The sequence below is a fragment of the Xenorhabdus littoralis genome (genome assembly GCF_033949345.1).
In the GTDB taxonomy this organism is placed as follows: Bacteria; Pseudomonadota; Gammaproteobacteria; order Enterobacterales; family Enterobacteriaceae; genus Xenorhabdus; species Xenorhabdus littoralis.
The window spans coordinates 1-26,913 of sequence record NZ_VCDP01000005.1 but is presented as its reverse complement, the minus strand read 5'-3'; the positions used below and the strand labels follow the sequence as shown (position 1 = coordinate 26,913).

Sequence of the window (26,913 nt, the reverse complement as noted above, 5' to 3'; positions counted from 1 at the left end):
ATCTGGCTTTTTTATTTAAAAACGTATTTATCCAATGACATGCAGGTACTCACCATTGCCCCATAGTTGTAATGGAGGATTTCACTTGTTGAATATTGAATATAGGGAGGGGATAGAAAGGGGCTAAAATGCACCACTGATTTAGTGGAGTGATACGCCACAGACTGGCGGCGTATCAGGTTGTTTTTTAGCTTGCCAATACCCTGTCTTTACGGCGCAAACTCGCCAACAGCATATAAATTGCGGTTGCCAGCAAGACAATAAAGAAGAAACTCATCAATCCATTATGTTGGAGCATAAAACGCCCTGCTCCCAATGGGCCAATGGCTGAACCAATACTGTAGCTCAACAGCATAACTTGGCTTGCTGCCACGATATAGGAGGAATCCAGCTTGTCACAGGCGAGCGTGATGGCGATGGGATACAGCGCAAAAGATGACATTCCTAAAAGCGCCAGTGCCACAATCATCACGATGTAGTGTTCAAAGAGATACGTTATTCCCACAGCAAACACGCCCAGCAATGAAACCATTGCCAATAGGAATGTTTTACTCATGATGACAGACAGCTTGCTGACAATAGGTTGTATGATCATACCGCCCAAAATAATGGCAGCCATTAATACACCCACTTGATCAGCACTGAAATGACTCTGGCTCATCGATAAAGGCATCAGACCATAAATTGTGCCCATGACGACTCCTGATGTCATGCATCCGACAATGGCTGGTTTGCTGAATTGAGTCATTTTTCTCAGTGACAGACTTTGATGATTGAGGGCAGGAGGTTGCCCGTGACGCATAAGTAATGGGGGCAGAACCGCTAACAGCAGCAGAGCCGAAATCGCAATGAAAGGGATCATCCCTTGAGTACCAATTGCCCCAATTAACAACTGACCTATGGTTGTTCCGCCATAGAGTGATGTCATATAAAAACTCAGGCGCTTGGCGCGTTCTTTAGGATTATCACCAATCAGCAACCAAGATTCGACCACGACAAAAATCCCGGCAACGGCTATACCGGCAATACAGCGAATAAACAGCCATATTTCTTTATTGGGGAAAAACGGCAATGCAATAACGGTTACTGATAAAAGCAACAAAAAAACAATAAATGAAAGACGGTGGCCAATTTTTGCAATAACAGGTTCAATCATCACTGAGCCTATCAACAGACCGCCATAATAAGCACTGGCTAACCAACTGGCATAAATCGTATCAATATTAAAACTTGCCATTGATAAAGGAATTAAGCTCATTAGATAGCCGGAAGCAATTGCAAAAACAGTCAAGCCTGTGACAGGTACAAATGCACTGTCATTGTTGCGCAGCAGTTTCACTACTGTCGTCTCCACATAAAGAATCAACCAGAAATGCGCTGCTTTTCATCAAGATTTTGCCGAATGGCACCCGAGACATATGCCAAGAATTGGAATATATCTTAGTGATTTAAGCAGTGGGTAAGTCACTCGATAACCTTGAGTGGTGCGGACTATAGCCGTTTATAATAGAGAGATACAACGAGAAAAACTGATACTCATGAATGAAAATATTTATGAAGGGAGGAGATATAACAGAAAAGTAATTATTTGCATTTTTTTAGAAAATACTTACCAGTTATTACAGATATTTAGGTAAAAGCAATGTAAGGAGTGAACGATTTATCAATAAATTAATTTAATTAGTGCTTACAATAAATTTTAGATTTATCGTTATCTTGTTAACTATTTCAAGATGTTATCTACATCATTATGTGATATGCGTTTGTTCAAATGATGTTTTTCATCATCGTTAAAATTTCTGGAGAAACCTGAATGAACAAAATAGACAACTTAAAACCAGGTGAAAAATTTGATAATAAGTTGCTTTGTAACACCTTCGCTTGTAGTCCACAAGGTGGGATGCGTCGTGCGTATAGAACCAATACCTTAGTCATTATTTCTAATCACGTAAAGTCAATTTATGGCGATCGATGGGAGGGCAAAACCCTACATTATATTGGAATGGGTACTAAAGGGGATCAGACTCTGACATTTGCTCAAAATCGAACTTTAGCGGAATCAAAGAGCAATGGTGTCAAAGTTCATCTTTTTGAGGTGTTCAAGGATAAAGAATATACCTACGTAGGTAAAATTGAATTAGTTGATGATCCTTATACTGAGCAACAACCTGATGCTGATGGGAATGATCGTTTAGTTTATGTGTTTCCGGTAAAGTTGATTAAAGGTGAACATATTGTCTTAGAATCTGACATTTATACACTGTGTATGCAAAAAACAAATAGGGCAAGAAAGCTCAGTAATGATGAACTAAAACAATGCATTAGGCGTGGTAGCAAAAAATCAGGGAGTTTTATTCAGTATTCTGTTCGATATGAGCGTAATGCTTGTATCACAGAGTATGCTAAACGTGTAGCAAAAGGTATTTGTCAGCTTTGCTTATCACCTGCGCCATTTTGTAACGAACGAGGTGAGCCTTATCTAGAAACACATCACATTGTATGGCTTTCAAAAGGTGGTGCCGATACTATCGAAAATACTGTGGCCCTATGTCCGAATTGTCATAAAAAGATGCATATTTTGGATGCGGAAGAAGATAAACGACAATTGACTCAACGAGTGATGAACTTAATTATCTGAAAATAAAATATCCTAATTTAAGTGTGTTAAATAGGAGCAAATAGGCATTTGAAATGCATAGTAGGATTTTGAATGAGGTATTTGGTCTAACCAACAGTTTTATTTAAAAATTCCGCCAAAAAATAAGCACCATTATGGTTCAAATATAGCCCAAAGCATGAACCATCATTGTGCAATCCATTAAGCCATGACGCATTTGCTTCTGCTAATTAATTAAAAAGCAGCAGGTTAAAACTCTGGCATATGTATTGCTGTATAAAATCCATTCTGTATACCAATTGGAGTTTAACAGCATGACACCAATAATGGGTTATACCCTGAAATTCTGGCAAGGTCGGATACAGCAAGATATAGCCGCGCTTTTTATGTTACTGCAACAGCACCTGGATTCTTTTGCGCCCGATGATAACGCCTGGATTTATCTTGCTACGCCAGAACAATTACAAGCCCAGATTGATAAAATTCTGCCGTCTTACCAGAGTAATCCTGACGAATTTCCTCTGTTTGGCGTACCTTTTGCGGTTAAGGACAATATTGACGTTGCTGGCTGGCCGACCACCGCCGCCTGCCGGGCCTTTGAATATATCGCTGACGGTGATGCTACTGCGGTTGCCAGATTAAAAGCCGCTGGAGCGATCGTCATAGGAAAAACCAACTTGGATCAGTTTGCTACCGGATTGGCCGGAACTCGTTCCCCTTTTGGCGCAGTCAAAAATAGTTTTAATGCCGCCTATGTCAGTGGGGGTTCCAGCTCCGGTTCTGCTTCCGTCGTGGCGAGGGGGTTCGTACCATTCGCTCTTGGAACTGATACAGCCGGTTCCGGGCGTGTGCCTGCCGGTTTCAATAATATCGTCGGATTAAAGCCGACCAAAGGCTGGATTTCCCGGCAAGGCGTGGTTCCCGCTTGCCAACTCAACGATACATTGTCAGTTTTTGCCCTGACTGTGGAAGATGCTTTTCTGGTGGCTAATCTTGCTGGTGGGTTTGATGAAAATGATGCCTATTCCCGTACCAATCCGGCGGTTGCTCCAGCGGAATTGCCAGAAAATCCACGTCTCGCCATACCTGAACATCCTCACTTTTGTGGAGATCCTCTTGCCAAAGACGCATGGCTGAATGCTCTGGATGAGCTGAGAGCCACCGGAGCTATTTTACAACCAATTGATTTTTCTATTTTTAAGCAGTTATCTGAACAACTCTATCAAAGTGCATGGGTTGCCGAGCGGACGACTGTCGTGGGAGACATATTGAACTGTCCGGAAGACATGGAGCCTGTGGTGCACCAAATTATCTCCAGTGGTAGCAATTACAGTGCCGTTGAAGCGTTTAAAGCTGAATATCTGCGGGCAGAATTGACACGGAAAATCCGGAACATACTGGCTAAGTTTGATGCTCTTGTGGTTCCAACGTCACCGACGATAAGAACTATTGAGGAAATTAAACAAGAACCGATCCGCTACAACTCCGAGTTTGGTATCTATACAAATTTCACTAATCTCGCCGACCTTTCTGCGCTTGCCTTACCCGCACCTTTTCGTGTCGATGGCTTGCCTGCGGGCATTACTTTACTCGCCCTAGCTTGGCACGATCGCGCGCTCGCATCATTCGGCCTGCGTTGGCAGCAGCACCTTGCCTTACCACTCGGTGCAACGGGACAATCATTTCACGAACAGGCATCTTATCAATCAGGAGCAACATTACCTGATTCCGATCAGCATGTTCGCTTAGCTGTGGCTGGAGCCTACTTTCGGGGGATGCTGCTGAACAACCAGTTAATCGATCGCAATGCCGTGTTTATCGAAGACACACAAACAGCTCGCTGTTATCGGCTGTACGCGCTTGCTAATACGCAGCCAGCTAAACCGGGATTAGTGCGGTCTTCTGATGGTGCAGCAATCAACATCGAACTTTGGGATATCCCCCTTTCACGTTTTGGTGAGTTTGTTGCTGAGATCCCAGCTCCGCTCGGTATTGGTTCACTTGAATTGGCGGATGGCCGCTGGGTAAAAGGTTTTATCTGTGAGCCGGATGGACTGAAAGATGCAACGGATATTACTGAATTCGGCGGCTGGCGGAATTGGATTATCAGTCAGGAGAAAAAAGAGGTTTAAGACTGTATTGATCGCCAACAGGGGAGAAATTGATCGTTGCCCATACCCATCACAATACAGGCACACCGGAGAACGCCAGTGCGATACGCAACACGGCTTCTAAATCCGATGGGCTGAAATGGGCTGAAAAAGAAATATTCGCCTGTGATTGGATGAAATAGGGGAATTCTTTTTTAATTAGATTCTAAGTGATTTTTTTTATTTTTCTGTTTTTTATTTTTATCTACCTACTATTCTAACTAATTTATTTAATACGTTGATTATGGGTTATTTTTGTCTACCGCAAGACAGTGGATTCTAATGCAAAATCTGATTTAATTAGCTCAAGGCAGTAGACTGATTATAGTTAGTTGAGAAGTGTCGTGCTAAAACCGAGGTTGCCAACCTTGTGAAGAGCATAATAAGGCCATTCGGGTTAACCACCCGATGGCCTTTAATCGTTATTATCAGCGATTTTAAAACCCCGAATTAATTCCAGCGACGGATCACAATTGAGGTATTGATTCCACCGAAAGCAAAGTTATTGCTTTGGATAAACTCAGTCTGGATTTCACGCGGTTGGTGCATGATGTAATCCAACTCGCCACAGGCGGGATCAATTGCATTGAGGTTGATGGTCGGCGCGAACCAGCCCTCATTCATCATTTCAAGGCTCAGCCATGCTTCAAGCGCTCCACAGGCTCCCAGTGTATGGCCGAAATAGCTTTTCAGTGAAGAAATCGGCGTCTGGTTGCCAAATATATTGGCCGTGGCTTGGCTTTCAGCAACGTCTCCCCGATCGGTGGCTGTTCCGTGAGCGCTGATGTAACCAATATCCGCTGGCTGCAAACCCGCCGATTTCAGTGCCATTTCAATACATATCTGCATGGTTTCTGATTTGGGCTGAGTGATATGGGATGCATCACAGTTAGTTGCAAATCCGATGATTTCGCCGTAGATCTTGGCGCCACGTGCTTTAGCATGTTCCAGTTCTTCAAGGACCAATGTGCCTGCACCTTCACCAATTACCAGTCCATCGCGATTAACATCAAATGGGGAAGGAGTGGTTTTGGGTAGATCGTTTTTCTGGCTGGTGGCGAACAGCGTATCAAAGACCGCCGCTTCGGATGGGCATAGCTCTTCGGCACCACCCGCTACCATCACGGTCTGATAGCCATGACGGATTGCTTCCCATGCATAACCAATCGCCTGGCTGCCCGATGTACAGGCGCTTGAGGTTGGGATCACCCTGCCACGTAAACCAAAGAACAGTCCCGTATTGACGGCAGTGGTATGTGGCATCATCTGCACATAAGTCGTCCCTGTGATGTTGTTGGTATGCTTTTCCGTCAGCATGGTCGCGAATTCGCTGACTGGCTTAGTACTGCCGGTCGATGAACCATAGGCAATGCCCGTTTCTCCGTTGGTCAGTACCGGATCGCCAAGTAAACCAGCCATCTCCAAGGCAAACTCTGTGGCACGTGTTGACATCAGGGATACCCGTCCCATGGAGCGAATGCGTTTACGGGTATAGTGCTCGGGTAAAATGAAATCCGTGACAGGCGCGCCGAGATGGGTATTAAGCCCGTCATATTCTGCCCATGCCGGCATTTGTTGAACGGTGTTGATACCGGCTTTCAATCCAGCGGAGACAGATTGCCAGTCGTGCCCCAATGCGGTGATGCCACCCATTCCCGTGATAACGACTCTGCGGGAGGTTTCCTTATGTTGATGGCTCATAGCATCCCTCCGTTGATTGAGATCACCTGACGGGTCACATATCCTGCAATATCAGACATCAGATAGCTGGCCAGCCCGGCAACTTCATCGGTTTGTCCCATGCGTTTCATCGGGATCATATTCATGGCTTCTTTCAGAGCCGCCTCTTCCATTTGGATCATGTCCGTGCCAATCAGTCCGGGCGCAATGCAATTGACAGTAATTTTTCTTTTCGCCAATTCGATTGCCAGCGCTTTTGTTGCCCCGATAATGCCCGCTTTAGCGGCACTGTAATTGACTTGTCCACGATTACCCATCAAACCAGAAACCGATGACAGGGTGATGATGCGTCCACCCTGACGCAAGCCGATCATTGGCATGACGCAGGGGTGGATGACATTGTAGAAACCATCCAGATTAGTATGAATGACACTGTCCCAGTCACTGCCTTCCAATGCCGGAAAAGCGCCGTCTCTGGCTATTCCGGCATTACAGACGATGCCATAGTAAGCACCGTGGGTTTCGATATCGTTTTCCAGCACTTCACGGCAGGTTGTGCGATCTGAAACATCAAAGTTCAGCACACGGCCATTGCCTCCGCTTGCCCGGATCTGTTCCAGTGTTTCTTCCGCACCTTTAGCATCGCGGTGATAATGCACGATGACAGTAAAACCATCGGCTGCCAGCCGACAGGCAATTGCTCTGCCGATCCCTTTGCTGGCACCGGTCACTAGAACTGAACGCATTATGCTACTCCATCCTGTTTATTAGTTGTGTGAGTTCTGTTTTGTTAGGTTGGTAGGTGTTCAGGCGGCCTGTCACGAGTACAGTATCCCTGCAACTGATTTCACCTTCAAAACTGCCAAATTTTTCATCTTGTAGTAATAAATTCATATGAATATCCAGTACGCTGCCCTGCCTGAAAACGGGAACTTGGCATCGCATAGCCCGCCCGCCCAGTAACATGCCCAACGCTGAATCTTCTTCTTTTCTTTCTTTGCGATGCCAGCCAGACCAGACACCAATGGTCTGCGCCATGATTTCAATGGCAAACCAGCCCGGCAAGTGGCCTTCTCCGTTAAGAAAGGGAGATAAAACGCCATCTTTGCTGACGGTGACCTGACAATGAACATGGTCACCGGAAACACTGATAATTTTTTCCAGTAACACCATCGGCGCTTCATGCGGGAGATAGTTTTTTGCTGGTAAATGTTCTGTTGGTAAATGTTCTGTTGGCAAAGAATTGTCTACCGATAAATAGTCAGTCATTATGCGACTCCCAATATCAGGCTGGTATTGTTCCCGCCAAACGCAAAAGAGTTCGACATCATAATCGGTTTTTCCAGTGGCTGTGGTTGGCTGAGTAGTCCGCAATCCATCAGAGACGCATCAACGCCTGAACGTGAAAAATCCTGTGCTGGCAGAGGCAGGTTACGTGTAAGCAACAACCAGCAGAGAGCGGCTTCACATGCGCCCGCCGCTCCCAGCGTGTGGCCCGTTAAATACTTGGTTGAACTGCATGGTGTGTTTTCACCAAAAATCTGATTGATGACGAGGGATTCCATCTGGTCATTGAGTTTTGTGCCGGTCCCATGCAGGTTGATATAACCGATTTCTGCCGGAGAGAGTCCCGCGTTGTCCAATGCCATATTGATAGCTTCGATAGCACCTTTTCCTTCGGGATGAGGGGCTGACATATGCCATGCGTCACTGGATTCTCCCGCACCCAGCAGTGCAACAGGTTGGGGATCTCGCGTCAGAAGCATTAGCGTTGAGGCTTCACCAATGGTAATGCCTTGCCGATTTTCACAGAATGGTTCGCACAGTGAAGGAGAAAGTGATTCAAGGCTATTGAATCCATTAATGGGCATACGGCTCAGGGTATCTGCCCCACCAACAATCGCCACATCGACGATGCCCATTTCAATCAGACGCTGACCACTGATAATTGCGCGTGAGCTGGATGAACAAGCGGTAGAGATGGTAAATGCCGGCCCGTCAATGCCGAGATAGTTGGCAAGGAAACGGGAAGGATCGCCCAGTTCCTGCTGGTAATAGTGGTAGTGCTCATCCGGCTGTTGATGATGGGTTCGGCTGACATGTTTGTCACCTTCGTCAAGGCCAGACGTGCTGGTTCCCATAATCACTGCGATACGTTCCCGTCCATGTCGGGCGATGGCTTCGTCTACGCGTGGCTTTATTTGCATCAAGGCAGCCAGCAGTAAACGGTTATTGCGACAGTTGTGTTTAAACAGAGATTCAGGAATTGCAGGCAATTCACCGTCAACACCTCCCAGACAGCAGGTTTTATCGGGTTGTAGCCAACCAGAACGCTCATACATACCGGGTGCCTGACCGAGCACGAGATTCTGTGCAATCTCATCCACATTATTACCCAAGGCATTGAGCATACCCACGGCTGAAATATAAATCATGTCCTACTCTTCCAGATGCTGAATGGCGATGTCATAACCAAAAATGAACTGTTGAACGCGGATCGGGCGTCGTTTGCCATTTGGGGTATCATAATGAATTTCCGTGATTAATTTTCCATCCTTATCATGCAGTTGGCGGAGATTTCCACTGTCTTTGAGCATCCAGCCAGCAGGTAACCGGGGTTGCCAGGCGGAAATCGGCCAGTAACTGAGCATGATATCGGCCAATACTTGATTGGCTGGTGGAAGCTCAGGCAGAACAATGGATTGTTCGGCATGAATACCGTTTTGGTCATAATCCAGTTTAAATAGCCGGATGCCCAATGAAGAGAGTCCGGCCAGTGACAGATGTTGTTCATTGGCACTAAGCAGCACAATCAATGACTGCTGCTTGCCTTTCATTGTGGCTGTCAGCAGTTGCTGTTCATTAATCGCTGGTGTGATGGTTGGTGCTGGCAGTGAAACACGGACACCCGGTTTCAGCCACGCACTGGGCGAATGACTTGGGATACTTTGCAGGAAGCTCGTACATCCTGCCAGCAGACAAATCAGGGATAGAATGAATAACCGTATCATGATTTCCTTTTCCTTTTTTGGCGTTCAGGCATGGCTAACGGGGATAGCAGGAATGCGGTAAAGATCCCACTGCATAACACGATGCCAAAGCTGCTGATTGCTTGGGTACTACTGAATACCAACATACCCAGCGTAAGCAATGAAGTACACATTGCCACGCTGATCGCCAATAAAGAGGTCAGCGGTGTGCCGCGTGGGTTACTGAAAAACAGGGTATAGTTGATGCCGATACCCAGTACCAGAACCAGAGCCAGAATTGAGAACAGGTTGAGGCTATGACCACTAAAGCCGAGAACCGCCAGTCCACACCCGAGGGACAGCAGTGACGGCAATATACTGACAATGCCCCGGCGCAGGCCCAGCCGCGCAATATAGCTGACAGCGATCAACATGATTGAACCGACCAGCAGCCAGCCAAGCATAGTGCGATAAAATTGGAACATTTCATCAAACGCAAGTTTGCGATCGACCCAACTGACACCTTGTTGTTCTTCAGCCAATTGACGCATCATCACACTGTTTTTCACGCCGTTTACAGGGAGCAGGACACCGCTTTGACCATTCGGCAGCGTTATCCACATCAGGCGCCAACCTTCACTGACGATACTGTTGAGCCAGTCATCGGGCATGACAGTCATGGGAAGGATATCCGGCTGCCTGATTGTCAGTCCTGCGTCTGTCAGACGAGCCATAATATTAGGAATGGCAGCCTTGACCAGTTCAAGATCCCTGTGCTGTTGGGCGAGGGAAGAGAGAGGCAGGCGCTGATAATGGCTGATGTTTCCTTGTTGTTTTTCTGCATCCAGCTTAGGAATAAAGGATTCCAGTCGTTGCAATGTTTGCTCCGCATTATCGCCGTAAACAACGAACCATTTTTGATCACTGCGTTGTCCGGTTAGTGCTGCGATGCGTTGTTCCTGCTGATGGATATCCTGTGGCAGAGCTTGTAACTGGGCAATATCATCATTGATCTGCAAACGGGAGATCCCCAGTATGGCAAAAACCGCCAAGATTGCGGGCAGTCCCATAGAAAACCGTTTATTGCGTCGCCACAAAGCCAACCAGCGCATTAGCGTAATCATGGCCGGGATCGGGCGTACCGGCAGGTTTTTAGCCAATGAGGGATACCAGCAAACGACAGTCAGGCAGGAAGCTGTCAGTCCGGCGGCGGCAAATACCGCTAATTGACGCAAGCCGGGGAAGGGCGCAAACATCATGATCAAATAGGCAATGACGGTTGTCGCTAAGGCCATCAATAAAGCAGGTAAAACTTTCCGCATACTCTGCCACGGCGTAACTTCCTGCCCATGAACCATGCGCTCTGTCAGATAGTAAATGGCATAGTCAGCAGAGATACCGATGATACTGATGCTCATTACCAGCGTCATGAAATGCAGTTCGCCAAAAATCCCCAAGGTCGCCACAGTTCCGGCCAACGCGCCGATACTGATTGACAGGAGACACAACAACAACGGTTTCAGGGAGCGGAAAACGCCATAGATAAGCAAAAATACGCCAAAGACTGTCGCGCTACCTAATGTCGAAATATCGTGCTTTGCCTGCTGCGTGGCGTAATCACTGTAAAACAGGGTTCCCCGTGAAATCACTTCGGCATCAGGAAACTGCGTTTTCAGCGATTGCTGTAACTTATTCAGTTCAGTAACGGCATGATGCCCTTGCTGCATATCAAAGGAGGAGTTGTTGAGTTCTCCGTGGAGCAGATACCAGCTTTTTCCGGCATTATCTTTGGCAACTAACCAGCCATTCTGAAGCCGCAATTGGCTGGATGTTTGCTGGAGCGCCAGTTGTGAGCCTCTGACCAGCATTAAGGGATCATGACTGAGCTCTTGCCCACTGACACCGGAAAATGCGGAATAAACCTGAGACAGTATCCAGTTTGCTTGCTGATTGCCATTATCCTTCAATCTGTCACGGGTGGCAGGATCAAGCATCGCATTACGGTGTTCATAGTAAAAACGTCCCCATGCTTGTTGCTGGTCTGCCGTCATTGGCCCTTTGATCTTGGACAGAAACGGTGTTTTTTGCAGGTGTTCTAACCAATATCGGGCAGGTGCGGGATCTTCTTTTTTCCCCGGACTGACCATCCACACCAGTTGGCGATCAAGGCGTTGCATAAACTCGTCTTGTAATGCGGGTGGCATATCTCCTGCGCTTTGGGCAGGAAGTAACGCCAGTACGCTGGTGGACAAACGAGACTGAGGTAACAACGCAGCCAGTGATATGAGCAGGATACCGAATATAAGTAACCAGAATAATGCCAGCAGGCGCGGCTCAGAATTTGAAGTGTTGTTCTTCTTCATTGCTCAGCGCCTCTGGCGTTAGTCGGTGTTGGGTAAAAGAGAGTTCAGTGTGATCTCCTTGACGGTCAGTCAGTAGAATCGCATTCAGATTAGCTTGACCATTCAGGGTAATCGCTGTGAACAACTTGTCCAAAGGAGAGGTTTTGGGTGTCAGAATCAAACGCCATTTTTCCTGTCCCAGATCGTCGAATTCGATTTTGAAATTCTCTTCCAATACGACCTGATCTGCCTGAAATAGTGCCCGCATCAAATGGTTGAACTGAAACAGTTGTGGATTGGAATCCGCAGTGATCACTTGGGGCGCTTGTCCCGGCATGACTTGTACCATACGGCTGTCATCCAGTACCAGTGTCAGCGGGAATGGTTTTTGCTGATGCCACCACAAGCCTTTATGCTGTGAAACCAACATCTCACCGCTGGAATGCAGAGGTTGAGGCATTCCCTGAATTTGGCGCACCTGTGTGAAATTAGCCCGGACAATCGGTTGATGCGCGAACCGCTGTTGTAGTTCATCAAGAGTAATGGCATGTGCCACATTATTGATTGCCAGAAAACCGGCTGTCAGGAATAACAGCATCCACCGCCATTTTTTCATGGTTTGATCCCCATGCATTCGAAGAGAACGTCCGGGCTGACAAAACTCATTTCTTGTGTTTTTTCAGAGACTGCGACTTGGATGGTATAACCCATCGTTGTTTTTTGGCCACTTGCGGCATTAAAAATCTGATAGGCGATTTTCAGGCGGTTTTCAAATTCTTCAATGGTGGCCCTGACGCGTATTTTTTGTTCGAACAGGACAGATGAACGGTATTTGATTCGAGCATCAACAACGGGCCAGACATACCCTGACTCACGCATTTCACTATAACCATAATTCAATTGGTTCATCAGCGCTTCACGGGCAATTTCAAAATAGCGGAAGTAATTCCCGTGCCAAACAACGCCCATCGGATCGGCATCATGAAATGGCACGGTTAATTCAACCTCGGCTGTAAAACGGTGATCAGTCAGCATTTTTTATTCCTTTTTTGTCCGATCGGTCGGTAATTGCCAAAAATCGAAAAAATTGAACCAATCAAGCGGGGATTGCAGAGCGTAGTGTTCCAAGCGGGATGCATAGAGATCTACGGTCTGCTGCAACGCTTGTTCTCTTTGTTTACGTGGCAGTTCCAGAGGGTTGGCAAAGTGCTCACAATAAATCTTGAATTGGTTATTTTGTCGGAGAGCAAACATCAATAGCACTGGACAACGTAATACCGATGCGAGGATAAATGGCCCTTGTGGAAATGGTGCGGGATGACCGAGAAATTCGCTCCAGACAACGCGTTGGGTATTGGCCCGTGAAGGATTGATCGCAATCCGATCACCGACAATCGCCACCCATTCGCCGGCATCAATTTTTTCTTTCAGCATGATGGCGGTATCTGCCCCTACATCCGTGACAGGCAGTAAATTGACCCCCGCTTGTGGTGAGATTTCTTCGGTAATCTGCTTGAAGCGTTGGGCATGTTCAGTAAACACCAGCGCATTGATGGTTTTTTGCCCCGCTCGTTGTGCCAGTGCCCGGCAAACTTCAATATCGCCCAAATGTGAAACCAGCAGCAATTTACCGCCTGAGTCTCCATCCAATAGTGTTTGTTCGGCACCCTCCGCAAACCTGATATCTTTCCCCCATTTCAAATCACCGCGCCAGCTTGCTATTTTGTCCAGCATAGCGCTACCGAAACGCAGGTAATGGCGGTAACTATCAAGGCGTTGCGGAATGGTGATTCCTTTGCCCTGCATGGTATTTTTCAGCCGCTCAAGATATTGGCGGGAAGCTTGACGTTGTGCGCCACCGGTTGCCCAAAAATAGCCCACGACAGGATAGAGCAGACACTCAAAAGGTTTGCGTCCGAGCCATCGATAAACCGCCAGCATAAATTTCATGCCCAGCAGCCCTTTACGCTCTTTAATATCAGACCAATGACTGCGGTTATTTTTACGCCATAGCAGAGAAGGGATGCGTGGCAACATGCCGAAAAACAGACGGGTATGCATCCATGAGATGCTGAGGTTATCTCTCAGCGCATCGAAATGAGACAGGCCATTTTCAGGATAAGTGACTGTTGTCGGTACAAATTCACTTTCTGTTCCCTGCCAATAAAGCCGCACCATGATTTCGATATCAAAATCCATCCGGCGGCCAATCTCCTTTTCAGCCAATAATTGCAACGTAGGGGCCAACGGATAAACCCGAAAACCACACATACTGTCTTTGATGGAAAAAGAGAGGGTTTCCAGCCACACCCAAAAATGAGTGATATAGCGCCCATAAAGGCGGGATTTTGGCACTGATACATCATACATCGGGTTGCCAGAAATTAATCTGTCAGGATACTGCTGTGCTTTGGCTAAAAACAGGGGGATGTCTTCAAGACAGTGCTGCCCATCCGCATCCACTTGCAAGGCATGGCTATAACCTGCGTCCGCTGCTGCCCGCATTCCGGCCATGACCGCCCCCCCTTTACCCTGATTCTGTTCAAGGCGGAGAAGAGTCACATGAGGAATGGATTTCGCCAGATCCTCAAGGTGGTGTTGAGTATCGGGTTCACTACCATCATCCACAATGAAGCAGTGAAGCTGATAGGGCGATAATCGTTCCAGTACCGCAGGCATGGTTGCACCGTGGTTATAACAAGGTATGACTATGCAAGGCGTAATACTGTTCATGCTCAGCGACATAACTTTATCTTTCCTTGGCTGGCAGTCTGGTATTCGTCTCCGTCAGGGACTTTTACGCCGTAATTGAAAATCAGAAGCTGCTTTTCTTCTTCCCACTTGATTTTCAACAGTAATTTATCATCCGGTTGCAGGGGAAACTGGAATTTCACCATTTCAATCGAAGAAAAAGACCAGCCCGGAGCCAGCAGCGTTTGGGCATAATGCATAACCCAATCTATTTGAGCCACGCCCGGTAAGAGTGGCTGAATGGGAAAATGCCCACGAAACCAATCTAAAGCAGGATCTAAATACAGTTGTACAATGGCCTCATTTTGAGCCGGTTGCTCGCGGTGAATTTCAATGGGTTTCATTAAATAGTTCCTGTAACTCAGGCCATGAGCGTTTGCCTTGGGCATTCAACGGAATAGCTTGGACGACTCGCCAGTAACGAGGCAATGCGACGGATTCCAGCCAAGGCTTCAATAGGTGACGCCAATCTTGTGAAAATTTGCGTATCCCTTGTTGCTGATAACGTTGGTAGGCTTCGTGATCCAAAACCACTACTGCCCCAATATGATGACGTTTTCCCCGATTGATGAGCAGCGCTGAGGCATCTGTGATCTCATGAATTTCACACAAACGGCGTTCAATTTCTGACAGGGAAATACGTTTTTCTTCGATTTTTACCAGACGGTCACGACGACCCAATAACGTGAAGTTACCTTGCTCATCGAAATCAAGCCGATCATCCAAAACCAAACCTGCGGGATCAGCAAGTAGTGGAGAACAGACTCGCAGGTTCTTTTCCAGATCTTCAAGGAATGAGACGCCAGCAAATTTTGTCCAGACAGTATTGTCCGTTTTACGGTTGCGCCAAGCCATGATGCCTGTTTCGGTACAACCATAAATTTCATGAGGGGCAATGTTAAGCCACTGCATGACTTGTTCTGCATGGGCAAAATGCAACGGCCCGCCCGCAGAAACGACAAAAGAACAATCAGGAGCGGAGAGTTTGTCATCAAGTCGTTGCAGAAAAGCAGGACTGCTGATCAATGCACAACGTGGGCCATTGGTAAGTTGTTCGGGAAATTCCACCAGTTTGCGTTCGAAGGGTAAACCCAGTGACATTGGCAACCAGATACGGAAGGTCAGGCCATACAAATGCTGATGACTGACTGAAGCCCTGACAATGCAGGATTGCAGTTTATCTCCCCATAAGGCAGCCAGCCATTGGGATTCAAGATCCATGACGGTGACTGGTTTGATTACTTGCTGAGGAACGCCCGTTGAACCAGAAGTGAACATCACCAGCACGGCATCGGACGGGATAGTCGGTAGTGCGATGTTAAGGGATGTTTTTGCTGTGATATCATCAACTTCTTGGTGAGATGGCGTGACCTGCCAGCAAGGACAGGACAAATCCAGAGGTAAATCTGTCAACACACCATCAAACAGCGATTGCTGTTCCTGTAATTGCGCCTCGCGGCAATGCCCAGGAATAACAGGTGTTTTACCCGCATGAAGCGTTGCCAACAATGCGACACAGAAAAAATAGCTGTCCTCAAAACACAAGGCCCAACGGTGAGCTGAATCCCCAGTCGGGTTCTGTGCTTCAATAGCTGAATTTTCAACCTGTTGACTTTCAAAATATAAATATAACGCGGTAACATCCTGCCGAAGTTTATTCAGGCTGATGATGTGATTTCCCCAACTGATGAGTCGGTCGGGGCAATTATTCTCTGATAGCCATTGGGATATGGGCTGTGCTCTCATTTTTTTCTTACCCGTTGGCGTACCAGCCATTCAATGGCAAGGAGCAATCCAATGAATAGATAACTCACCATTCCGTTCCATAATGTCCACAGATTCATATCGTTATACAGGCAAGTACCAAGCGCCACGCTGCCATTAAAGAGAAAGAACAGGCACCAGATGTAAGTGACTTTACGTGTATAAACAACGCCCTCAGGGGGTAAATCAGGCTCTTTAAAACGCGCCATTCTTTCAATGATGGGAGGCCCATAACGCAATGAACCACCAAACAGTGCCAACAGAACAGCATTAACAACCACTGGGTAGTACATCAGCAATTGGTGATCGCGCAGGAATAAACTGGCCAGTCCCAGAATTATTCCTGTAATGGATAATATCCATCCGGCATCCCAGCCCGCGTTCTGCTGATTGCGGGTTTGGTGCCTGTTCAGCAGTAATCGCAAAACAAAAAACAGAATAATCACAATCAACATTGCATGAAATTGACCGTAATTGACCATCGCCCATACCAAAAAAGGCCAGACGATCAACATCACGGTATTAGCAATGCGGAGTAATAAAATCAGTGGCTTCAATGAACTACCCAAATGTTTGTTATTTATTTCTGTTTTGCTGATTACTCTTCTTTCAATAATTGCTCGACGGCATCCACAACATCCTGAACGGTACGGACAGATTTAAACGCCTCTGGTTTAATTTTACGTCCGGTTTTTTTCTGTAAATGAACGACCATATCAACCGCATCAATGCTATCGAGTTCCAGATCTTCATAGAGTCGTGATTCGGGGGTAATGTCTTCAGGAGACAGTTCAAACAGTTGAACTAATAGCTGGGACACTTCCTGAAAAATGGCTTGTTTTTCCATGATGGCACCTGTTCTTATGCTTGCTGGGACTGGATGTAAGTCGCTAATGTGGCTACAGAAGAAAAATGTTGTCTCATTTCTTCGCTTTCTGAGGACAGCACGATGCCATAGCGGTTTTTGACTGACAGACCCAGCTCCAGTGCATCAATGGAGTCCAGCCCTAAGCCGTCGCCAAACAAAGGCGCATCGGTTTCAATATCAGCAGGTGTGAGATCTTCCAGATTCAGGGTATCTATGATTAATTGTTTTATTTCAATGTGTGATTCTTGCATCATCGTATCCGACGTCTATTAATGTGATGGTGTTAGTAATTGAGTGAGCTGGCGATTGAGCTGGCGGGCAGCGATGGCATGTCCGTTTTCAATATCGACAGCAAAATTCTCATTGGTGAGCTGATCACCAATCGTTATGGTGTAAATGGGTTTTTTCGGCGGAATTTGATACCACTTGCTTTTTTTATCCAACATCTTTTGGCTGCAAGTAATATGAATGATCCGCAAATCACACTCACATCGCACGGCGATATTGGCAGCACCGCGCTGAAGTGAAATAGGGTGACCGGGCGTTGTACGTGTTCCTTCCGGAAAAATTAAGATATTGCTCCCGGAAGCCAGTCGCTCCCGGCAAACAGGCAGCAAGGTTTCCGCATCACTATTGATGAGATAACGTGCTGAACGGATCACACCACTGACAAAAGGATTACGCAGCAATGCGGATTTGACGATGCAATCCACATCCGGCAGTGTTGATGCCAGTATAACGTAATCCAGCAAGGTTGGATGGTTGGCAACGATCAAACAGCCTTTATCCGTTCGGATTTTCTCCAGATCATGGAAGTGGTAATCCAACACGCCTAATTTTCTGGTCAAAAAAAGGAACAGGCGAAAACTGAATGAAATACTATGACGAGCAAGATGGCGGCGCTTGTCTTCATTGCGTTGAAAGACCAGCAATAAATTAAACCAAATGAGGGAGAGCAGTAACCCTCCTACGCCAAACAGGGCGAAGCAAAACCCGGTCATGAGCAGACGCCAGAGCCATTTAATCCGCTCAGTGATATTGATTGTTACTTTCTTCGCCATCTTATCGGTTCCAATTCCATTGGCAATGATCGCCTGAAACAATGAAATTTTGCTCCCCTCGTAACCAGCTATGCAAAAACTGAAGGCTTTGAGGAAGAGGAGACTCATTTTCCGATGAGTCACGTTGTTCATCGCGAGCTTGTTTTTTACAACAAAGATGAGAGCCTCGTTCCAGTAACAGTGCGACTGCAAACGGATAGGTTGGCGTGTTGGCATCAATGACATTGTGATAAAAACGGGGTATCTCACCATCAAAATCGACGAGCAGGACTTTGTTGTAACCCGCATGGAGAAGTGTTGCTACTTCAAACAATCCTTGCTGAAAGCTGTCAATGCCCGCAGAAACGGAAGAAGAAACCAGAGGTGCTTTAGCCACAATAGTGAGATTGCCCACCGAAGAGTTATGGACAGACATCGCAAAATTGGTTGGTGAAACGCTCTCTGTCTGCGCCAGATTCTGCAATATCTGATAATTGCGCTCCAGCTCACCATGACGGCTGGTATAGACAATAGCATCGACTTGGTTGCGGCGCAGGATGCTCAAACCACAATCAACGGCAAGACGGCTGCCGGAACTCAGACGACGAGCTGTCATCATGGGTAATTGGGTACATTTTGCCAATGGACATGACGCATCAATTATTGCCGATGATGTCGCAGACCATTCTTTCCACTCTTCAGACATAGAAAGCCCCGGAGCAATGGCTTGCCAATCTGTAATATCCAATGTCAATTTCATGAAATACCGTTCGTTACTGCTTTTTGCAGATCAGTAAAGTGTGTCCAAGCCCTAACTGATCAATCTGGTTCTCTATCACCAACCCAGCTTTATTAAGGAATTGGGTAAAATCATTAATGCTGTAAAAACGACTATTACCATTTGCCATGCAAGTAAAATAAAGCGAGGTCGCATTGAGGCTATAAGCCGCTGCTTCAAAAGGCTGGCAGTCCCAGAATAGCTCCATGATGCAAATTCGTGCATCAGGTTTCATGGCTGCTGAGATCTTGCGTAGAATGCCTACAATTTGTGTTTCGGAAAAACAATCCAAGAATTGGCTCATCCACCAGATATCTGCTTCTGTGGGTAATTCTTTATCCGATAACATATCTACAGGATAGCCGAAAATACGATCAGCCATGCCTTGGCTGCGTATATTTTCTTCAGCCAGTTTTATTTGCTGGGGTAAATCCAGAATAGTGACGCTGACTTTACTGTCATATTGGCAACAGCGCAATGCCCATTTTCCTGTATTACCACCGACATCATAAACCACTTTAGGATTCATCGAAAAAACGGTTTTTAATGCAGCACTAAAAGCGGAATCAGAATAAAAATGGTCAAAGGAAAACCAACTTTTTTTAGCAGGTTCGGGTAATTGACTCAGTGCCGGATAAATTGTCGGCCATTCACCGAATACTTGTAAGCCAGCAGGCTTATTTTTCATAAGGGATTCTTTTAGATGAAATAGCCCTTGGTAACAAACGTCTTGGGTAAAGTCCATATTGACGCGGGTCATTTTATCATGCAGTAAATAATGACCAATTTTACTGAGGAAATAACGCTCATCTTGCTTGATAATAATCCTGCCGCTCAACCCCATATCCAGCAAAATACCCACACCATAGCTATCTAATTCTGAACTGCTACAAATTTCATCTTTGGTTGCACCGTTTTTATGATTTTTGTCCAGAAAAGATAAAATCCCGCAATCGCGTAGCCCGATTGCAGTTTGAAATAGCATGGGAGCAAAAGCAATGCGTTGAGCCTCAGTAATTGCCTCAAGTGCACTGAATTCGTCTTTGTCATAATTGTAGGGTGCGGTCATATATCCAAATATCCGATATGTCTGTAGTCAGAAAATATATTGAAAGATTAAAGCCTATCTCATCGGGAGCTTGTCACTTATTAAGAGCTACCCTTCATCTATCAAGTTATACCCGTCGTCGTTCAAACCGTAGCTTGAAATCCATCGGATATACTTCTTGAAATCTACTGAGATTAGGCTATTGAAATAACGTTTATTTATTAGCGAGTAGCGCTAAATTTAACTGAATATCTCTATCCAGATTATTGACCCAACGGTTATAATTGCGGTGAATTTTCCCGTTGTGCTCTCTTAATTTATGACTGGTGACATAATTAATAGAGTAGTTTTTGTTGGTATAGTTGATGCGTATCTGAACATCGTGATCGCGATTTTTCAGGAAGCCATTAATCACACCTGGCGAAACTTCAGTCATGACCCATTTGCGTTTTTTACCGGCTTCCAAAATGGCTTTTTTCACGGAAGACTCGGAGTTATGCGTCATGATGGTTGTTTGGGGAGTTAATATTGGTACGTTGCGCGCACAGCCTGCGAGCGTGACGATACAAGCCAGGCTGATTAATAGCTTATGTGAAGTTTTCATCATTTTTCTCTTGTTAGATAAGACGACGGGTACAGCTTGTGACATAGTGAATTTGCGTCCAGTAGTTTAAATAAATTCTTACTACACTGCCACCGTTATCATTTAATTATGGCCATAATTAAGAATTTCACTTAATTCCATTCGATTTTATCTCTATTTTTCAAGGCATTTTAGGGTTCATTAACTATGAAATAGTGTATTTGTATTTATTTAATCTATGAGTTTCAAATTAGGCGGGAAAGATTAATTTTGATGTTTATATTTGCATTTTTTGAATATTGGATGTGATTTCTATTTTTGTGACGAGTTGTAGAGAGTGGTGTTTTGTAACTGAGGTGATAAGTTTTTCGTTAATAGTTACCATGGTTATTCTAATTTATAGCTCAAGAACCTGTATGTTTTTGGTGGCTGATTTCAGCTTAACCATCGGGTGCCATACTTATTACCCGTATTTGGTATGGGGTTTTTTATGAAAAAAATTTAAGTTTACTCAATCTGATTTGTAGTATGAAAGTGATTTCAATATTCGTGAAGGTAGGCAAATTGGTCGATGTCAGGGCCTGATTTTCTATATTTTAGCAAACTTGCATGAAAGTGAGGGGGATATATCTCATTATATGAGAAATCATCATGAACTCAGATCAAATCATGTTGGATTTTTGGTTTGGAGTGACTCTGGTTTATTTATATTTGATTCTAATACCGGAGGCCAACTCGTTGATATAGGCTGCTTCCCCCTGAAGGTATTGAAGGCTGTTTGAATGCTATGTATATCAGTAAAAATAGTAAAATCAGAGTTAAAATTATTTTTATAGTTAAATATTATTTACTTTATAAAAACAACTCATATATTTTTGATGCATTAAAATAAATAAAATAGTTCTTTTTAAAGCGGAAGCTTTAATGAATTTTTTAATGTTGGTCATGGTTAAACAAAATAGAGTAGCTATGGTAATCACTGTATGAAACAGTATTCTCTATCTGGAAGTGACTGCACGCGGTGCTAAATACAGGCGCATGAAACACCGCCGCCCCACCGATAAGAAAGAAGACCGGCTCGCTTTTGAGATCTATCCGGCTATATCTTTAGCTGATGCGCGTGCTAAACGTGATGAAGCCAAAAAGCTGATGGCTCAGGGTATCGATCCCAAAGCAGAGAAAAAAGGTACCCTCCCCCCATCGAAAGTGGCATACCAGTAACAAATTCTGGAGTGACAGCCACTGCCAAAAAGTGCTGTGCCGCCTTGAACAGTATATCTTCCCGCATATCGGCAGGCTCGATATTACCACGTTAAGAGCAAGCCAGCTTTTAGCTCCGGTCAAAGCCATTGATGCTTATGGCAAACATGATATTGCCCAACGGCTACGGCAGCACATCATGGCCATCATGCGATATGACGTTCAGAATGGTATTCTGGCATCCAACTCGGCTCATAATATGACGGGTGCCCTCACCTTTTTCAATTCTTTAAAAATCGTGATCTGGTTTGGATATTGATTTCATTCCCTATCTCAATGGCTATTATTAATATCCTTGCAAGGGAGAGCACAAATGAAAAATAGAGATATAAGGTTAAAAAGGAGTCCGGAAGTTCTTGACCGCTACTCTCCGATCCATTTCGGCCGCGCTATTCCGCTGCCGATGGCGGGCGGTGAATCAGGCATGTTTCAGTATCCGCCGATTGGCACGATAGTTGAAATAGCAGCAGCGGGAGGCAGTCTAGCAGCGCGTAACGCAAGAGGGCAGTCAGCACATCGCTGACGGCGATTACTGCTTGGCGGCCTCCTCAAGTCTGGTTGCCAGTGTGGGAAAAGAAGCGAATATTGAAGTCGGCCGGAAGCTGATAGAAAAAATAGGCCTGCTTCGCCAAAGCATCGCCGGAGCCAAACAAGAGATAGTTGCGCCCGTGGTCTGGGCAGCCAGCAAATCAACGTCATGACCCTGATGTTAGACACGCTGGATGTCGTCAGGGAACTGGCCGCCGCCCATACCCATTACAATACAGGCACGCCAGAGAACGCCGGCGCGATACGCAACACGGCCGCTAAATCGGATGGGCTGAAACAAGAAGTATTCGCCTGTGATTGGGTGAATATCGTTCATTGTGTGAGAATTTTCACGCCATTGCATAGGTTGATATTTTATGCTAGGGGCATTAAACTGATTATGTTAGTTGAAGAGTAACACTGATGAGAACCAATCGGACAGGCAGTGTAAAGGCAAAGGTTGGGAAAAATCGCGCTCCTTAAACAGGAGCAAACGGATGAAAGCGTTTATTGACACCGCTATTATCGTTCTTAAAGCGTTAGTTGCGTTTTTAGAACTGATCCGTACCTTTCTGAAATAGATAACGGAAACGTAGCTAAGGCCATCGGGTTAACCGCCCGGTGGCCTTTAACATTTACAGTGCTCGCAGCTCTCTTCATCTCTATTCAATTTATTCTCTCTCACCAAACGTAACCAGACACACACAGCGCCATTATCAATTAAGTTGACTCCGTCCCGTGGTTAATCTGGATCACGTTCCTGAGCCACGTTCACACTACACAATCCCCACGAAATAAACGTAAACCAGACGTAAAACGCACTACTCCGCACCCGCCTGCACGTTTTGGATCAAAAACGGATCACGGGAAAAAACCAACAAAATGATATTAAAGGGAAAATTCTATTTTACGTGAGAAGTAGGATCACGAAGAAAGGATAAAGGAAATTTTAAAATACAGGAACGGTGCGGCTTTGTGGTAGAAGAAAAACTGAAATCAAGTGAATCAGAGTTAATATATTTTTAGTGGCAGCAAAAATTTTTTCTATTTAGTTCATTCGGTTAAAAAACGTTCTCTATTACTGGTGACTCAGACACTGGACGGTACTGTTACGGGCGCTCAGACCATCAAGCCAAACGGCGAAAAACGCCTTGTTTCCGGTACGCAGAAAAAAGGGAGTGTTATTCCAGTATCTGAAATTACCGGAATGCCTGACACCATCATCATTACCGAAGGTTAACTATACATCAACTCTACATTCTCTTCATTAATCTAAAAAGTGGGTGAACAGATGATACAGTCAGTGGATATCATATTAATTGCATCAAACCCAGATATAGCAAGGCTTTCAGGGTATTGTGCAGAGGATGCATAACTGAGGAGGTGAAAAAGATTTTTAGGGGGCTTCTGGCAATTAAACGAAATCAGAAGTAAATACTGTGCGCAATCTGGTTTTTATTTTTTGGTACTACCTCAAATTCAAATTATGTAATCATCTGATTTTATTTAAGAATAGAAGTTAATCACAATTTCATTGATGGACTTTTATTCATACTGGTATAGATAAATAATTCTGTTATATCCTGTTTCATTACGCATTTATCGGAAGCGCTGTTACAGGAGACAAGAATGTCACACATCATTTACTTGTCGTTAAAGGGCAAGAAGCAGGGTTTAATTTCAGCGGGCTGTTCAACGCCCGAATCTATCGGAAATCGGTATCAAAAAGGACGTGAAGATCAAATACAGGTATTGAGCCTGAATCATTCGATGAGCCGTGACCAGAACGTCAATCATCAACCAGTCAGTTTTGTGAAACCCATTGATAAATCCTCTCCCCTGTTAGCGATGGCAATAGACGGAAACGAATTGCTGGATGCCAGTTTTGTGCATTACAGGACAAGCCAGATGGGACAACTGGAGTTCTTTTATGAAATCAAGCTGACCAGTGCCACTATTGTGGATATTTCCTATAATTATCCGCATTCAATCAATGATAATGGTGCGATACCACATGAAGTTGTGATGCTAGATTATAAGTCCATTTCATGCAATCACATCGCCGCAGGGACTTCGGGTTACAGCATTTCACAATTAGCGGGACGTGAAGAGGAAAAACCACTTTTATCCGGGTTCTCTAATATTAAGCCACTGATTAACGAAGAACCGGTGAAAAATTCACGACACCATGCGCGCTATCGTTGTACGGATGACGAAGGAAATCTTTTAATTGAGCGTAAATATCGTGTTTGCCTGCCGGATGGTCAGATAAAAACAGGGACAACTGATAAGCAGGGGTTTACCCAATGGCATCTCACGGATGACAAAAAGAACCTGAGTTTTCATATCTTAAAGGATTAATACCATGCCAACCTATACCGTTCAGACAAAAATAGAATCCAACGTACCTGTTGAAAACCTGCTTTATGACTTAGCCATTTATCGTAAGGATGCAAAAGGAAATTTCCATATCTTGCTTGATGTTTTTCAGGAGAAAGTACAGAGTAATTATGAAACACAACAGCATATCACGCAGGAAACAGACGACGATCTTTCTGTGATTTATATCATGCAAATTATGCTTCACCGCAAACATGGCTCAAATATATTTCCGGCACTGCAAACCCATTTTAAGAAAATGTATACCCTCGGTGAATTAACCTCCGGTAAAGCCTGTTCGGAGAAAAAACGGGAAAATGCCTGTTATTTTGAAAGTACAGTTGAAACAAAACCTGTCAGTGACGGGGATAATACCGTTGAATTAAAAATCACTATTCCTGAACGACCTTTTATTGCGAAAGAATACCCCATTGGTCATGAAAAAGATCCGTTCGAGAAAAGTAAAATTGAATCGGAAATTCAGGACAGATTATCGAAAAGAACTTATCCGAATCAAGGATGGGCTAGTTTATGTGGCCCTGCTGCGTTTTTTTATTGCTTACAGATGGATAGACCCGATGTTTATGAGCAATCCGCCCGTGAATTATGGCAATATGGAAGAACTAAAATTGGCCAATTAGAAATTAAGCCAGGTGATGGTTGTCGTCATCCTAGCGGATCCTTTCATAATGATGATGAGCCAACAATTTCAGGTTTAGATTGGATAACATTGGCGAGTTTAAGAGACTCTGAAAATATCATTTTTAGTTATGATAAAGTTGATTATGAAATATCTGGTATTACAATGTGGGGGAAATTAACCGAATGGTTTGAAAAATCAGGTTATGAAAAAATCTTTGATAACATAAGTCTTTCCCATAGTAATATCACCGACATAATAACTTTAAACGACTATATAAAAAAAGGGTATAGGGTCGTAAGTTTAATATCTGTTGGAATGCTAAATGGAGTCCGTGGCGATACTTCAATGAAAAATCATTGGATTGTATGGGAAGGCGAAGTTGGCTCAAAAGGAAAAATAATAAATTTAGATGATACAAACAGTGAAAATAACATAGTTAATTTAAAGATGTTTACTTGGGGAGGAGTTAGTGAATGGATTAAACCCAATAGTAATTTAAATTATTTTTTAAAACATACATTTGGAGGATTGGTTTTTAGACCGATAAAATAAGTATGAGAAGAATTTTTTTTATTATATCCATTTTTTTAATTTCGGCTTGTACAAGACAAGCTGTCTATATTTATCCTGATGGAAACTCTTTGAAAGATGCTCAGGTAGGTGTTCCATATAATGAGTTGATAAGTATACCGGGTGTTATAAATATGGGTTTTTCAGCCAAAATAACACCTTCAAACTCAGGCTTGACATGGAGTCCTAGTGATTATGCAAAACCTGTTCTGCCTGCAACAGCAAAAGACTATAGCCGTATTCAAATTCAAGGAACTCCAATACATCCCGGAGAAATACAGATCAAAATATCTGGAGGGATTTATGGAAACATGTTTACAAAAGTGGGTAAATTTAATAAAACTTACACCATAAAAGTAAAAGAATAATTGTTATTATAATGGCGATATATATCGCCATTTTTGTATGCTTGCTCAACATGACAATAACTATTTCTTATTATTTTTCATGATGTTAAAAAATTTATTGAAAAATAAATTAACTACAAAATACCATGAAAAAATCACTCGAATTACGTCAACAAAAATCCGATTTAACCCAACAAATGCGCTCGCTTCTCACCAAAGCGGAAGACGAAAAGCACTCACTGAATACCGATGAAGCCAAACAGTTCGACGAACTGCGCAGCGAATCCGACACGCTGAATGCTGAAATTGCTCGTTATGAAGCATTGGCTGATGAGGAACGCAGTCAGGTAAAAGCCCAACCGACCAGCAAAAAACTCAGCAATGATGAACTGCGCCACTATGTTCTGTAGTAGTACATTAAATCCGGACACCTCAAAAGCCTGCTAATGTTATTAACATGACAATGAGGTATGACGATGAAATTGAAACCCACCAAACACCATTATTCCGTTGAATTGAAGCTGGAAGCTGTTCAGCAGGTTGTTCTCCATCAGCAACGGGTTGTCGATGTCGCCTGTTCACTGGGAGTCGATAGC

The 26,913-nt window shown here is 44.6% G+C and carries 30 protein-coding genes and 2 pseudogenes; 13 read left to right on the top strand and 19 right to left on the bottom strand.

Translation table 11 applies throughout. The annotated features are described in order from the left end of the window. Positions 1–187 precede the first annotated feature (187 nt). On the bottom strand, positions 188–1,339 hold the full coding sequence (locus FE394_RS01830; RefSeq protein ID WP_319924695.1) for an MFS transporter: 1,152 nt from the start codon (positions 1,337–1,339) through the stop codon (positions 188–190). 474 nt (positions 1,340–1,813) lie between these two features. Here FE394_RS01830 and FE394_RS01825 point away from each other — a divergent pair, with 474 nt between their 5' ends. From FE394_RS01825 to FE394_RS01815, 3 genes are all read left to right on the top strand, one after another. Continuing rightward, the gene (locus FE394_RS01825) at positions 1,814–2,638 is read left to right on the top strand and encodes an HNH endonuclease (protein ID WP_319924694.1); all 825 of its coding nucleotides are present in this window, start codon (positions 1,814–1,816) and stop codon (positions 2,636–2,638) included. 293 nt (positions 2,639–2,931) lie between these two features. Further along, positions 2,932–4,749 carry an allophanate hydrolase gene (gene atzF, locus FE394_RS01820; protein WP_319924693.1) on the top strand — a complete coding sequence of 606 codons (1,818 nt, stop codon included), beginning with the start codon at positions 2,932–2,934 and terminating at the stop codon, positions 4,747–4,749. A 29-nt stretch (positions 4,750–4,778) separates the two neighbouring features. Then, complete coding sequence (locus FE394_RS01815) at positions 4,779–4,910, top strand: hypothetical protein (RefSeq protein WP_319924692.1); 132 nt, start codon at positions 4,779–4,781, stop codon at positions 4,908–4,910. Positions 4,911–5,217: 307 nt separating this feature from the next. Here FE394_RS01815 and FE394_RS01810 read toward each other — a convergent pair whose 3' ends face one another. The 18 genes from FE394_RS01810 to FE394_RS01725 all read right to left on the bottom strand — a co-directional run bounded on the left by FE394_RS01810 (position 5,218) and on the right by FE394_RS01725 (position 20,611). Next, positions 5,218–6,468 (bottom strand): beta-ketoacyl-ACP synthase, encoded by a 1,251-nt coding sequence (locus FE394_RS01810; protein WP_319924691.1) that lies wholly within the window; start codon positions 6,466–6,468, stop codon positions 5,218–5,220. Continuing rightward, positions 6,465–7,196 (bottom strand): 3-ketoacyl-ACP reductase FabG2, encoded by a 732-nt coding sequence (locus FE394_RS01805; RefSeq protein ID WP_319924802.1) that lies wholly within the window; start codon positions 7,194–7,196, stop codon positions 6,465–6,467. The genes FE394_RS01810 and FE394_RS01805 overlap by 4 nt, the downstream gene beginning before the upstream one ends. Before the next feature lies 1 nt (position 7,197). Further along, positions 7,198–7,716, bottom strand: coding sequence for a hotdog family protein (locus tag FE394_RS01800; protein WP_319924690.1), 519 nt, complete (start codon positions 7,714–7,716; stop codon positions 7,198–7,200). Further along, complete coding sequence (locus FE394_RS01795; RefSeq protein ID WP_319924689.1) at positions 7,716–8,882, bottom strand: beta-ketoacyl-[acyl-carrier-protein] synthase family protein; 1,167 nt, start codon at positions 8,880–8,882, stop codon at positions 7,716–7,718. Before FE394_RS01795 ends, FE394_RS01800 begins: the two co-directional genes overlap by 1 nt. Positions 8,883–8,885: 3 nt before the next feature. After that, positions 8,886–9,458 carry a DUF3261 domain-containing protein gene (locus FE394_RS01790; protein WP_319924688.1) on the bottom strand — a complete coding sequence of 191 codons (573 nt, stop codon included), beginning with the start codon at positions 9,456–9,458 and terminating at the stop codon, positions 8,886–8,888. Further along, positions 9,455–11,779, bottom strand: a complete 2,325-nt coding sequence (locus tag FE394_RS01785; protein WP_319924687.1) for an MMPL family transporter — start codon at positions 11,777–11,779, stop codon at positions 9,455–9,457. Before FE394_RS01785 ends, FE394_RS01790 begins: the two co-directional genes overlap by 4 nt. Next, entirely contained in the window at positions 11,751–12,374 is a 624-nt protein-coding gene (locus FE394_RS01780) for a LolA family protein (protein WP_419836287.1), read from the bottom strand. The genes FE394_RS01785 and FE394_RS01780 overlap by 29 nt, the downstream gene beginning before the upstream one ends. Then, positions 12,371–12,793 (bottom strand): acyl-CoA thioesterase, encoded by a 423-nt coding sequence (locus tag FE394_RS01775; protein ID WP_319924686.1) that lies wholly within the window; start codon positions 12,791–12,793, stop codon positions 12,371–12,373. The genes FE394_RS01780 and FE394_RS01775 overlap by 4 nt, the downstream gene beginning before the upstream one ends. Positions 12,794–12,796: 3 nt before the next feature. Further along, a complete protein-coding gene (locus tag FE394_RS01770; protein ID WP_319924685.1) occupies positions 12,797–14,503 on the bottom strand; it encodes a glycosyltransferase family 2 protein in 1,707 nt (568 codons plus the stop codon). Further along, positions 14,494–14,853: an ApeI family dehydratase gene (locus FE394_RS01765; RefSeq protein ID WP_319924684.1), complete on the bottom strand. Its 360-nt coding sequence runs from the start codon at positions 14,851–14,853 to the stop codon at positions 14,494–14,496. Before FE394_RS01765 ends, FE394_RS01770 begins: the two co-directional genes overlap by 10 nt. Beyond that, positions 14,840–16,255 carry an AMP-binding protein gene (locus FE394_RS01760; protein WP_319924683.1) on the bottom strand — a complete coding sequence of 472 codons (1,416 nt, stop codon included), beginning with the start codon at positions 16,253–16,255 and terminating at the stop codon, positions 14,840–14,842. Before FE394_RS01760 ends, FE394_RS01765 begins: the two co-directional genes overlap by 14 nt. Beyond that, the gene (locus tag FE394_RS01755; RefSeq protein ID WP_319924682.1) at positions 16,252–16,830 is read right to left on the bottom strand and encodes a COG4648 family protein; all 579 of its coding nucleotides are present in this window, start codon (positions 16,828–16,830) and stop codon (positions 16,252–16,254) included. Before FE394_RS01755 ends, FE394_RS01760 begins: the two co-directional genes overlap by 4 nt. A 41-nt stretch (positions 16,831–16,871) precedes the next feature. Then, positions 16,872–17,123 (bottom strand): acyl carrier protein, encoded by a 252-nt coding sequence (locus FE394_RS01750; protein ID WP_319924800.1) that lies wholly within the window; start codon positions 17,121–17,123, stop codon positions 16,872–16,874. A gap of 11 nt (positions 17,124–17,134) precedes the next feature. Continuing rightward, the gene (locus FE394_RS01745) at positions 17,135–17,392 is read right to left on the bottom strand and encodes a phosphopantetheine-binding protein (RefSeq protein ID WP_319924799.1); all 258 of its coding nucleotides are present in this window, start codon (positions 17,390–17,392) and stop codon (positions 17,135–17,137) included. Positions 17,393–17,410: 18 nt separating this feature from the next. Beyond that, positions 17,411–18,202 (bottom strand): lysophospholipid acyltransferase family protein, encoded by a 792-nt coding sequence (locus FE394_RS01740; protein ID WP_319924798.1) that lies wholly within the window; start codon positions 18,200–18,202, stop codon positions 17,411–17,413. Between the two features lies 1 nt (position 18,203). Continuing rightward, positions 18,204–18,941 carry a beta-ketoacyl synthase chain length factor gene (locus FE394_RS01735; RefSeq protein ID WP_319924681.1) on the bottom strand — a complete coding sequence of 246 codons (738 nt, stop codon included), beginning with the start codon at positions 18,939–18,941 and terminating at the stop codon, positions 18,204–18,206. 13 nt (positions 18,942–18,954) lie between these two features. Further along, positions 18,955–20,028 (bottom strand): class I SAM-dependent methyltransferase, encoded by a 1,074-nt coding sequence (locus FE394_RS01730; protein ID WP_319924680.1) that lies wholly within the window; start codon positions 20,026–20,028, stop codon positions 18,955–18,957. Between the two features lie 193 nt (positions 20,029–20,221). After that, positions 20,222–20,611 carry a hypothetical protein gene (locus tag FE394_RS01725; RefSeq protein WP_319924797.1) on the bottom strand — a complete coding sequence of 130 codons (390 nt, stop codon included), beginning with the start codon at positions 20,609–20,611 and terminating at the stop codon, positions 20,222–20,224. A gap of 975 nt (positions 20,612–21,586) precedes the next feature. Here FE394_RS01725 and FE394_RS01720 point away from each other — a divergent pair. From FE394_RS01720 to FE394_RS01680, 10 genes and pseudogenes are all read left to right on the top strand, one after another. Further along, positions 21,587–22,067: pseudogene (locus tag FE394_RS01720) on the top strand (tyrosine-type recombinase/integrase); the annotation flags it as partial. Positions 22,068–22,163: 96 nt separating this feature from the next. After that, positions 22,164–22,373, top strand: a complete 210-nt coding sequence (locus FE394_RS01715) for a hypothetical protein (RefSeq protein WP_319924679.1) — start codon at positions 22,164–22,166, stop codon at positions 22,371–22,373. 13 nt (positions 22,374–22,386) lie between these two features. After that, complete coding sequence (locus FE394_RS01710; RefSeq protein ID WP_319924678.1) at positions 22,387–22,551, top strand: hypothetical protein; 165 nt, start codon at positions 22,387–22,389, stop codon at positions 22,549–22,551. Next, positions 22,548–22,796: a hypothetical protein gene (locus FE394_RS01705; RefSeq protein ID WP_319924677.1), complete on the top strand. Its 249-nt coding sequence runs from the start codon at positions 22,548–22,550 to the stop codon at positions 22,794–22,796. Before FE394_RS01710 ends, FE394_RS01705 begins: the two co-directional genes overlap by 4 nt. A 79-nt stretch (positions 22,797–22,875) precedes the next feature. Then, a complete protein-coding gene (dinQ, locus tag FE394_RS19830; RefSeq protein WP_419836289.1) occupies positions 22,876–22,959 on the top strand; it encodes a damage-inducible type I toxin DinQ in 84 nt (27 codons plus the stop codon). Positions 22,960–23,444: 485 nt separating this feature from the next. Beyond that, a pseudogene (locus tag FE394_RS01700) lies at positions 23,445–23,615 on the top strand (primase-helicase zinc-binding domain-containing protein); the annotation flags it as partial. Between the two features lie 392 nt (positions 23,616–24,007). After that, the gene (locus FE394_RS01695; RefSeq protein WP_319924676.1) at positions 24,008–24,739 is read left to right on the top strand and encodes an Hcp family type VI secretion system effector; all 732 of its coding nucleotides are present in this window, start codon (positions 24,008–24,010) and stop codon (positions 24,737–24,739) included. 4 nt (positions 24,740–24,743) lie between these two features. Beyond that, positions 24,744–25,952, top strand: coding sequence for a hypothetical protein (locus tag FE394_RS01690; RefSeq protein WP_319924675.1), 1,209 nt, complete (start codon positions 24,744–24,746; stop codon positions 25,950–25,952). A gap of 2 nt (positions 25,953–25,954) precedes the next feature. After that, positions 25,955–26,338 carry a hypothetical protein gene (locus FE394_RS01685; protein WP_319924674.1) on the top strand — a complete coding sequence of 128 codons (384 nt, stop codon included), beginning with the start codon at positions 25,955–25,957 and terminating at the stop codon, positions 26,336–26,338. Positions 26,339–26,463: 125 nt separating this feature from the next. Further along, positions 26,464–26,727: a hypothetical protein gene (locus tag FE394_RS01680; protein WP_319924673.1), complete on the top strand. Its 264-nt coding sequence runs from the start codon at positions 26,464–26,466 to the stop codon at positions 26,725–26,727. Positions 26,728–26,913: the final 186 nt, after the last annotated feature.

What these genes read in the sequence shown, in the direction of transcription:
- FE394_RS01825 (WP_319924694.1), top strand. Translation starts at nt 1,814, where the DNA reads ATGAACAAAATAGACAACTTAAAACCAGGTGAAAAATTTGATAATAAG.
- FE394_RS01790 (WP_319924688.1), bottom strand. Translation starts at nt 9,458, where the DNA reads ATGATACGGTTATTCATTCTATCCCTGATTTGTCTGCTGGCAGGATGT.
- FE394_RS01740 (WP_319924798.1), bottom strand. Translation starts at nt 18,202, where the DNA reads ATGGCGAAGAAAGTAACAATCAATATCACTGAGCGGATTAAATGGCTC.
- FE394_RS01810 (WP_319924691.1), bottom strand. Translation starts at nt 6,468, where the DNA reads ATGAGCCATCAACATAAGGAAACCTCCCGCAGAGTCGTTATCACGGGA.
- FE394_RS01725 (WP_319924797.1), bottom strand. Translation starts at nt 20,611, where the DNA reads ATGAAAACTTCACATAAGCTATTAATCAGCCTGGCTTGTATCGTCACG.
- FE394_RS01770 (WP_319924685.1), bottom strand. Translation starts at nt 14,503, where the DNA reads ATGTCGCTGAGCATGAACAGTATTACGCCTTGCATAGTCATACCTTGT.
- FE394_RS01735 (WP_319924681.1), bottom strand. Translation starts at nt 18,941, where the DNA reads ATGAAATTGACATTGGATATTACAGATTGGCAAGCCATTGCTCCGGGG.
- FE394_RS01690 (WP_319924675.1), top strand. Translation starts at nt 24,744, where the DNA reads ATGCCAACCTATACCGTTCAGACAAAAATAGAATCCAACGTACCTGTT.
- FE394_RS01705 (WP_319924677.1), top strand. Translation starts at nt 22,548, where the DNA reads ATGACCCTGATGTTAGACACGCTGGATGTCGTCAGGGAACTGGCCGCC.
- FE394_RS01680 (WP_319924673.1), top strand. Translation starts at nt 26,464, where the DNA reads ATGAAAAAATCACTCGAATTACGTCAACAAAAATCCGATTTAACCCAA.
- FE394_RS01775 (WP_319924686.1), bottom strand. Translation starts at nt 12,793, where the DNA reads ATGCTGACTGATCACCGTTTTACAGCCGAGGTTGAATTAACCGTGCCA.
- FE394_RS01695 (WP_319924676.1), top strand. Translation starts at nt 24,008, where the DNA reads ATGTCACACATCATTTACTTGTCGTTAAAGGGCAAGAAGCAGGGTTTA.
- FE394_RS01730 (WP_319924680.1), bottom strand. Translation starts at nt 20,028, where the DNA reads ATGACCGCACCCTACAATTATGACAAAGACGAATTCAGTGCACTTGAG.
- dinQ (WP_419836289.1), top strand. Translation starts at nt 22,876, where the DNA reads ATGAAAGCGTTTATTGACACCGCTATTATCGTTCTTAAAGCGTTAGTT.
- FE394_RS01785 (WP_319924687.1), bottom strand. Translation starts at nt 11,779, where the DNA reads ATGAAGAAGAACAACACTTCAAATTCTGAGCCGCGCCTGCTGGCATTA.
- FE394_RS01765 (WP_319924684.1), bottom strand. Translation starts at nt 14,853, where the DNA reads ATGAAACCCATTGAAATTCACCGCGAGCAACCGGCTCAAAATGAGGCC.
- FE394_RS01780 (WP_419836287.1), bottom strand. Translation starts at nt 12,374, where the DNA reads ATGAAAAAATGGCGGTGGATGCTGTTATTCCTGACAGCCGGTTTTCTG.
- FE394_RS01800 (WP_319924690.1), bottom strand. Translation starts at nt 7,716, where the DNA reads ATGACTGACTATTTATCGGTAGACAATTCTTTGCCAACAGAACATTTA.
- atzF (WP_319924693.1), top strand. Translation starts at nt 2,932, where the DNA reads ATGACACCAATAATGGGTTATACCCTGAAATTCTGGCAAGGTCGGATA.
- FE394_RS01715 (WP_319924679.1), top strand. Translation starts at nt 22,164, where the DNA reads ATGAAAAATAGAGATATAAGGTTAAAAAGGAGTCCGGAAGTTCTTGAC.
- FE394_RS01795 (WP_319924689.1), bottom strand. Translation starts at nt 8,882, where the DNA reads ATGATTTATATTTCAGCCGTGGGTATGCTCAATGCCTTGGGTAATAAT.
- FE394_RS01745 (WP_319924799.1), bottom strand. Translation starts at nt 17,392, where the DNA reads ATGCAAGAATCACACATTGAAATAAAACAATTAATCATAGATACCCTG.
- FE394_RS01760 (WP_319924683.1), bottom strand. Translation starts at nt 16,255, where the DNA reads ATGAGAGCACAGCCCATATCCCAATGGCTATCAGAGAATAATTGCCCC.
- FE394_RS01685 (WP_319924674.1), top strand. Translation starts at nt 25,955, where the DNA reads ATGAGAAGAATTTTTTTTATTATATCCATTTTTTTAATTTCGGCTTGT.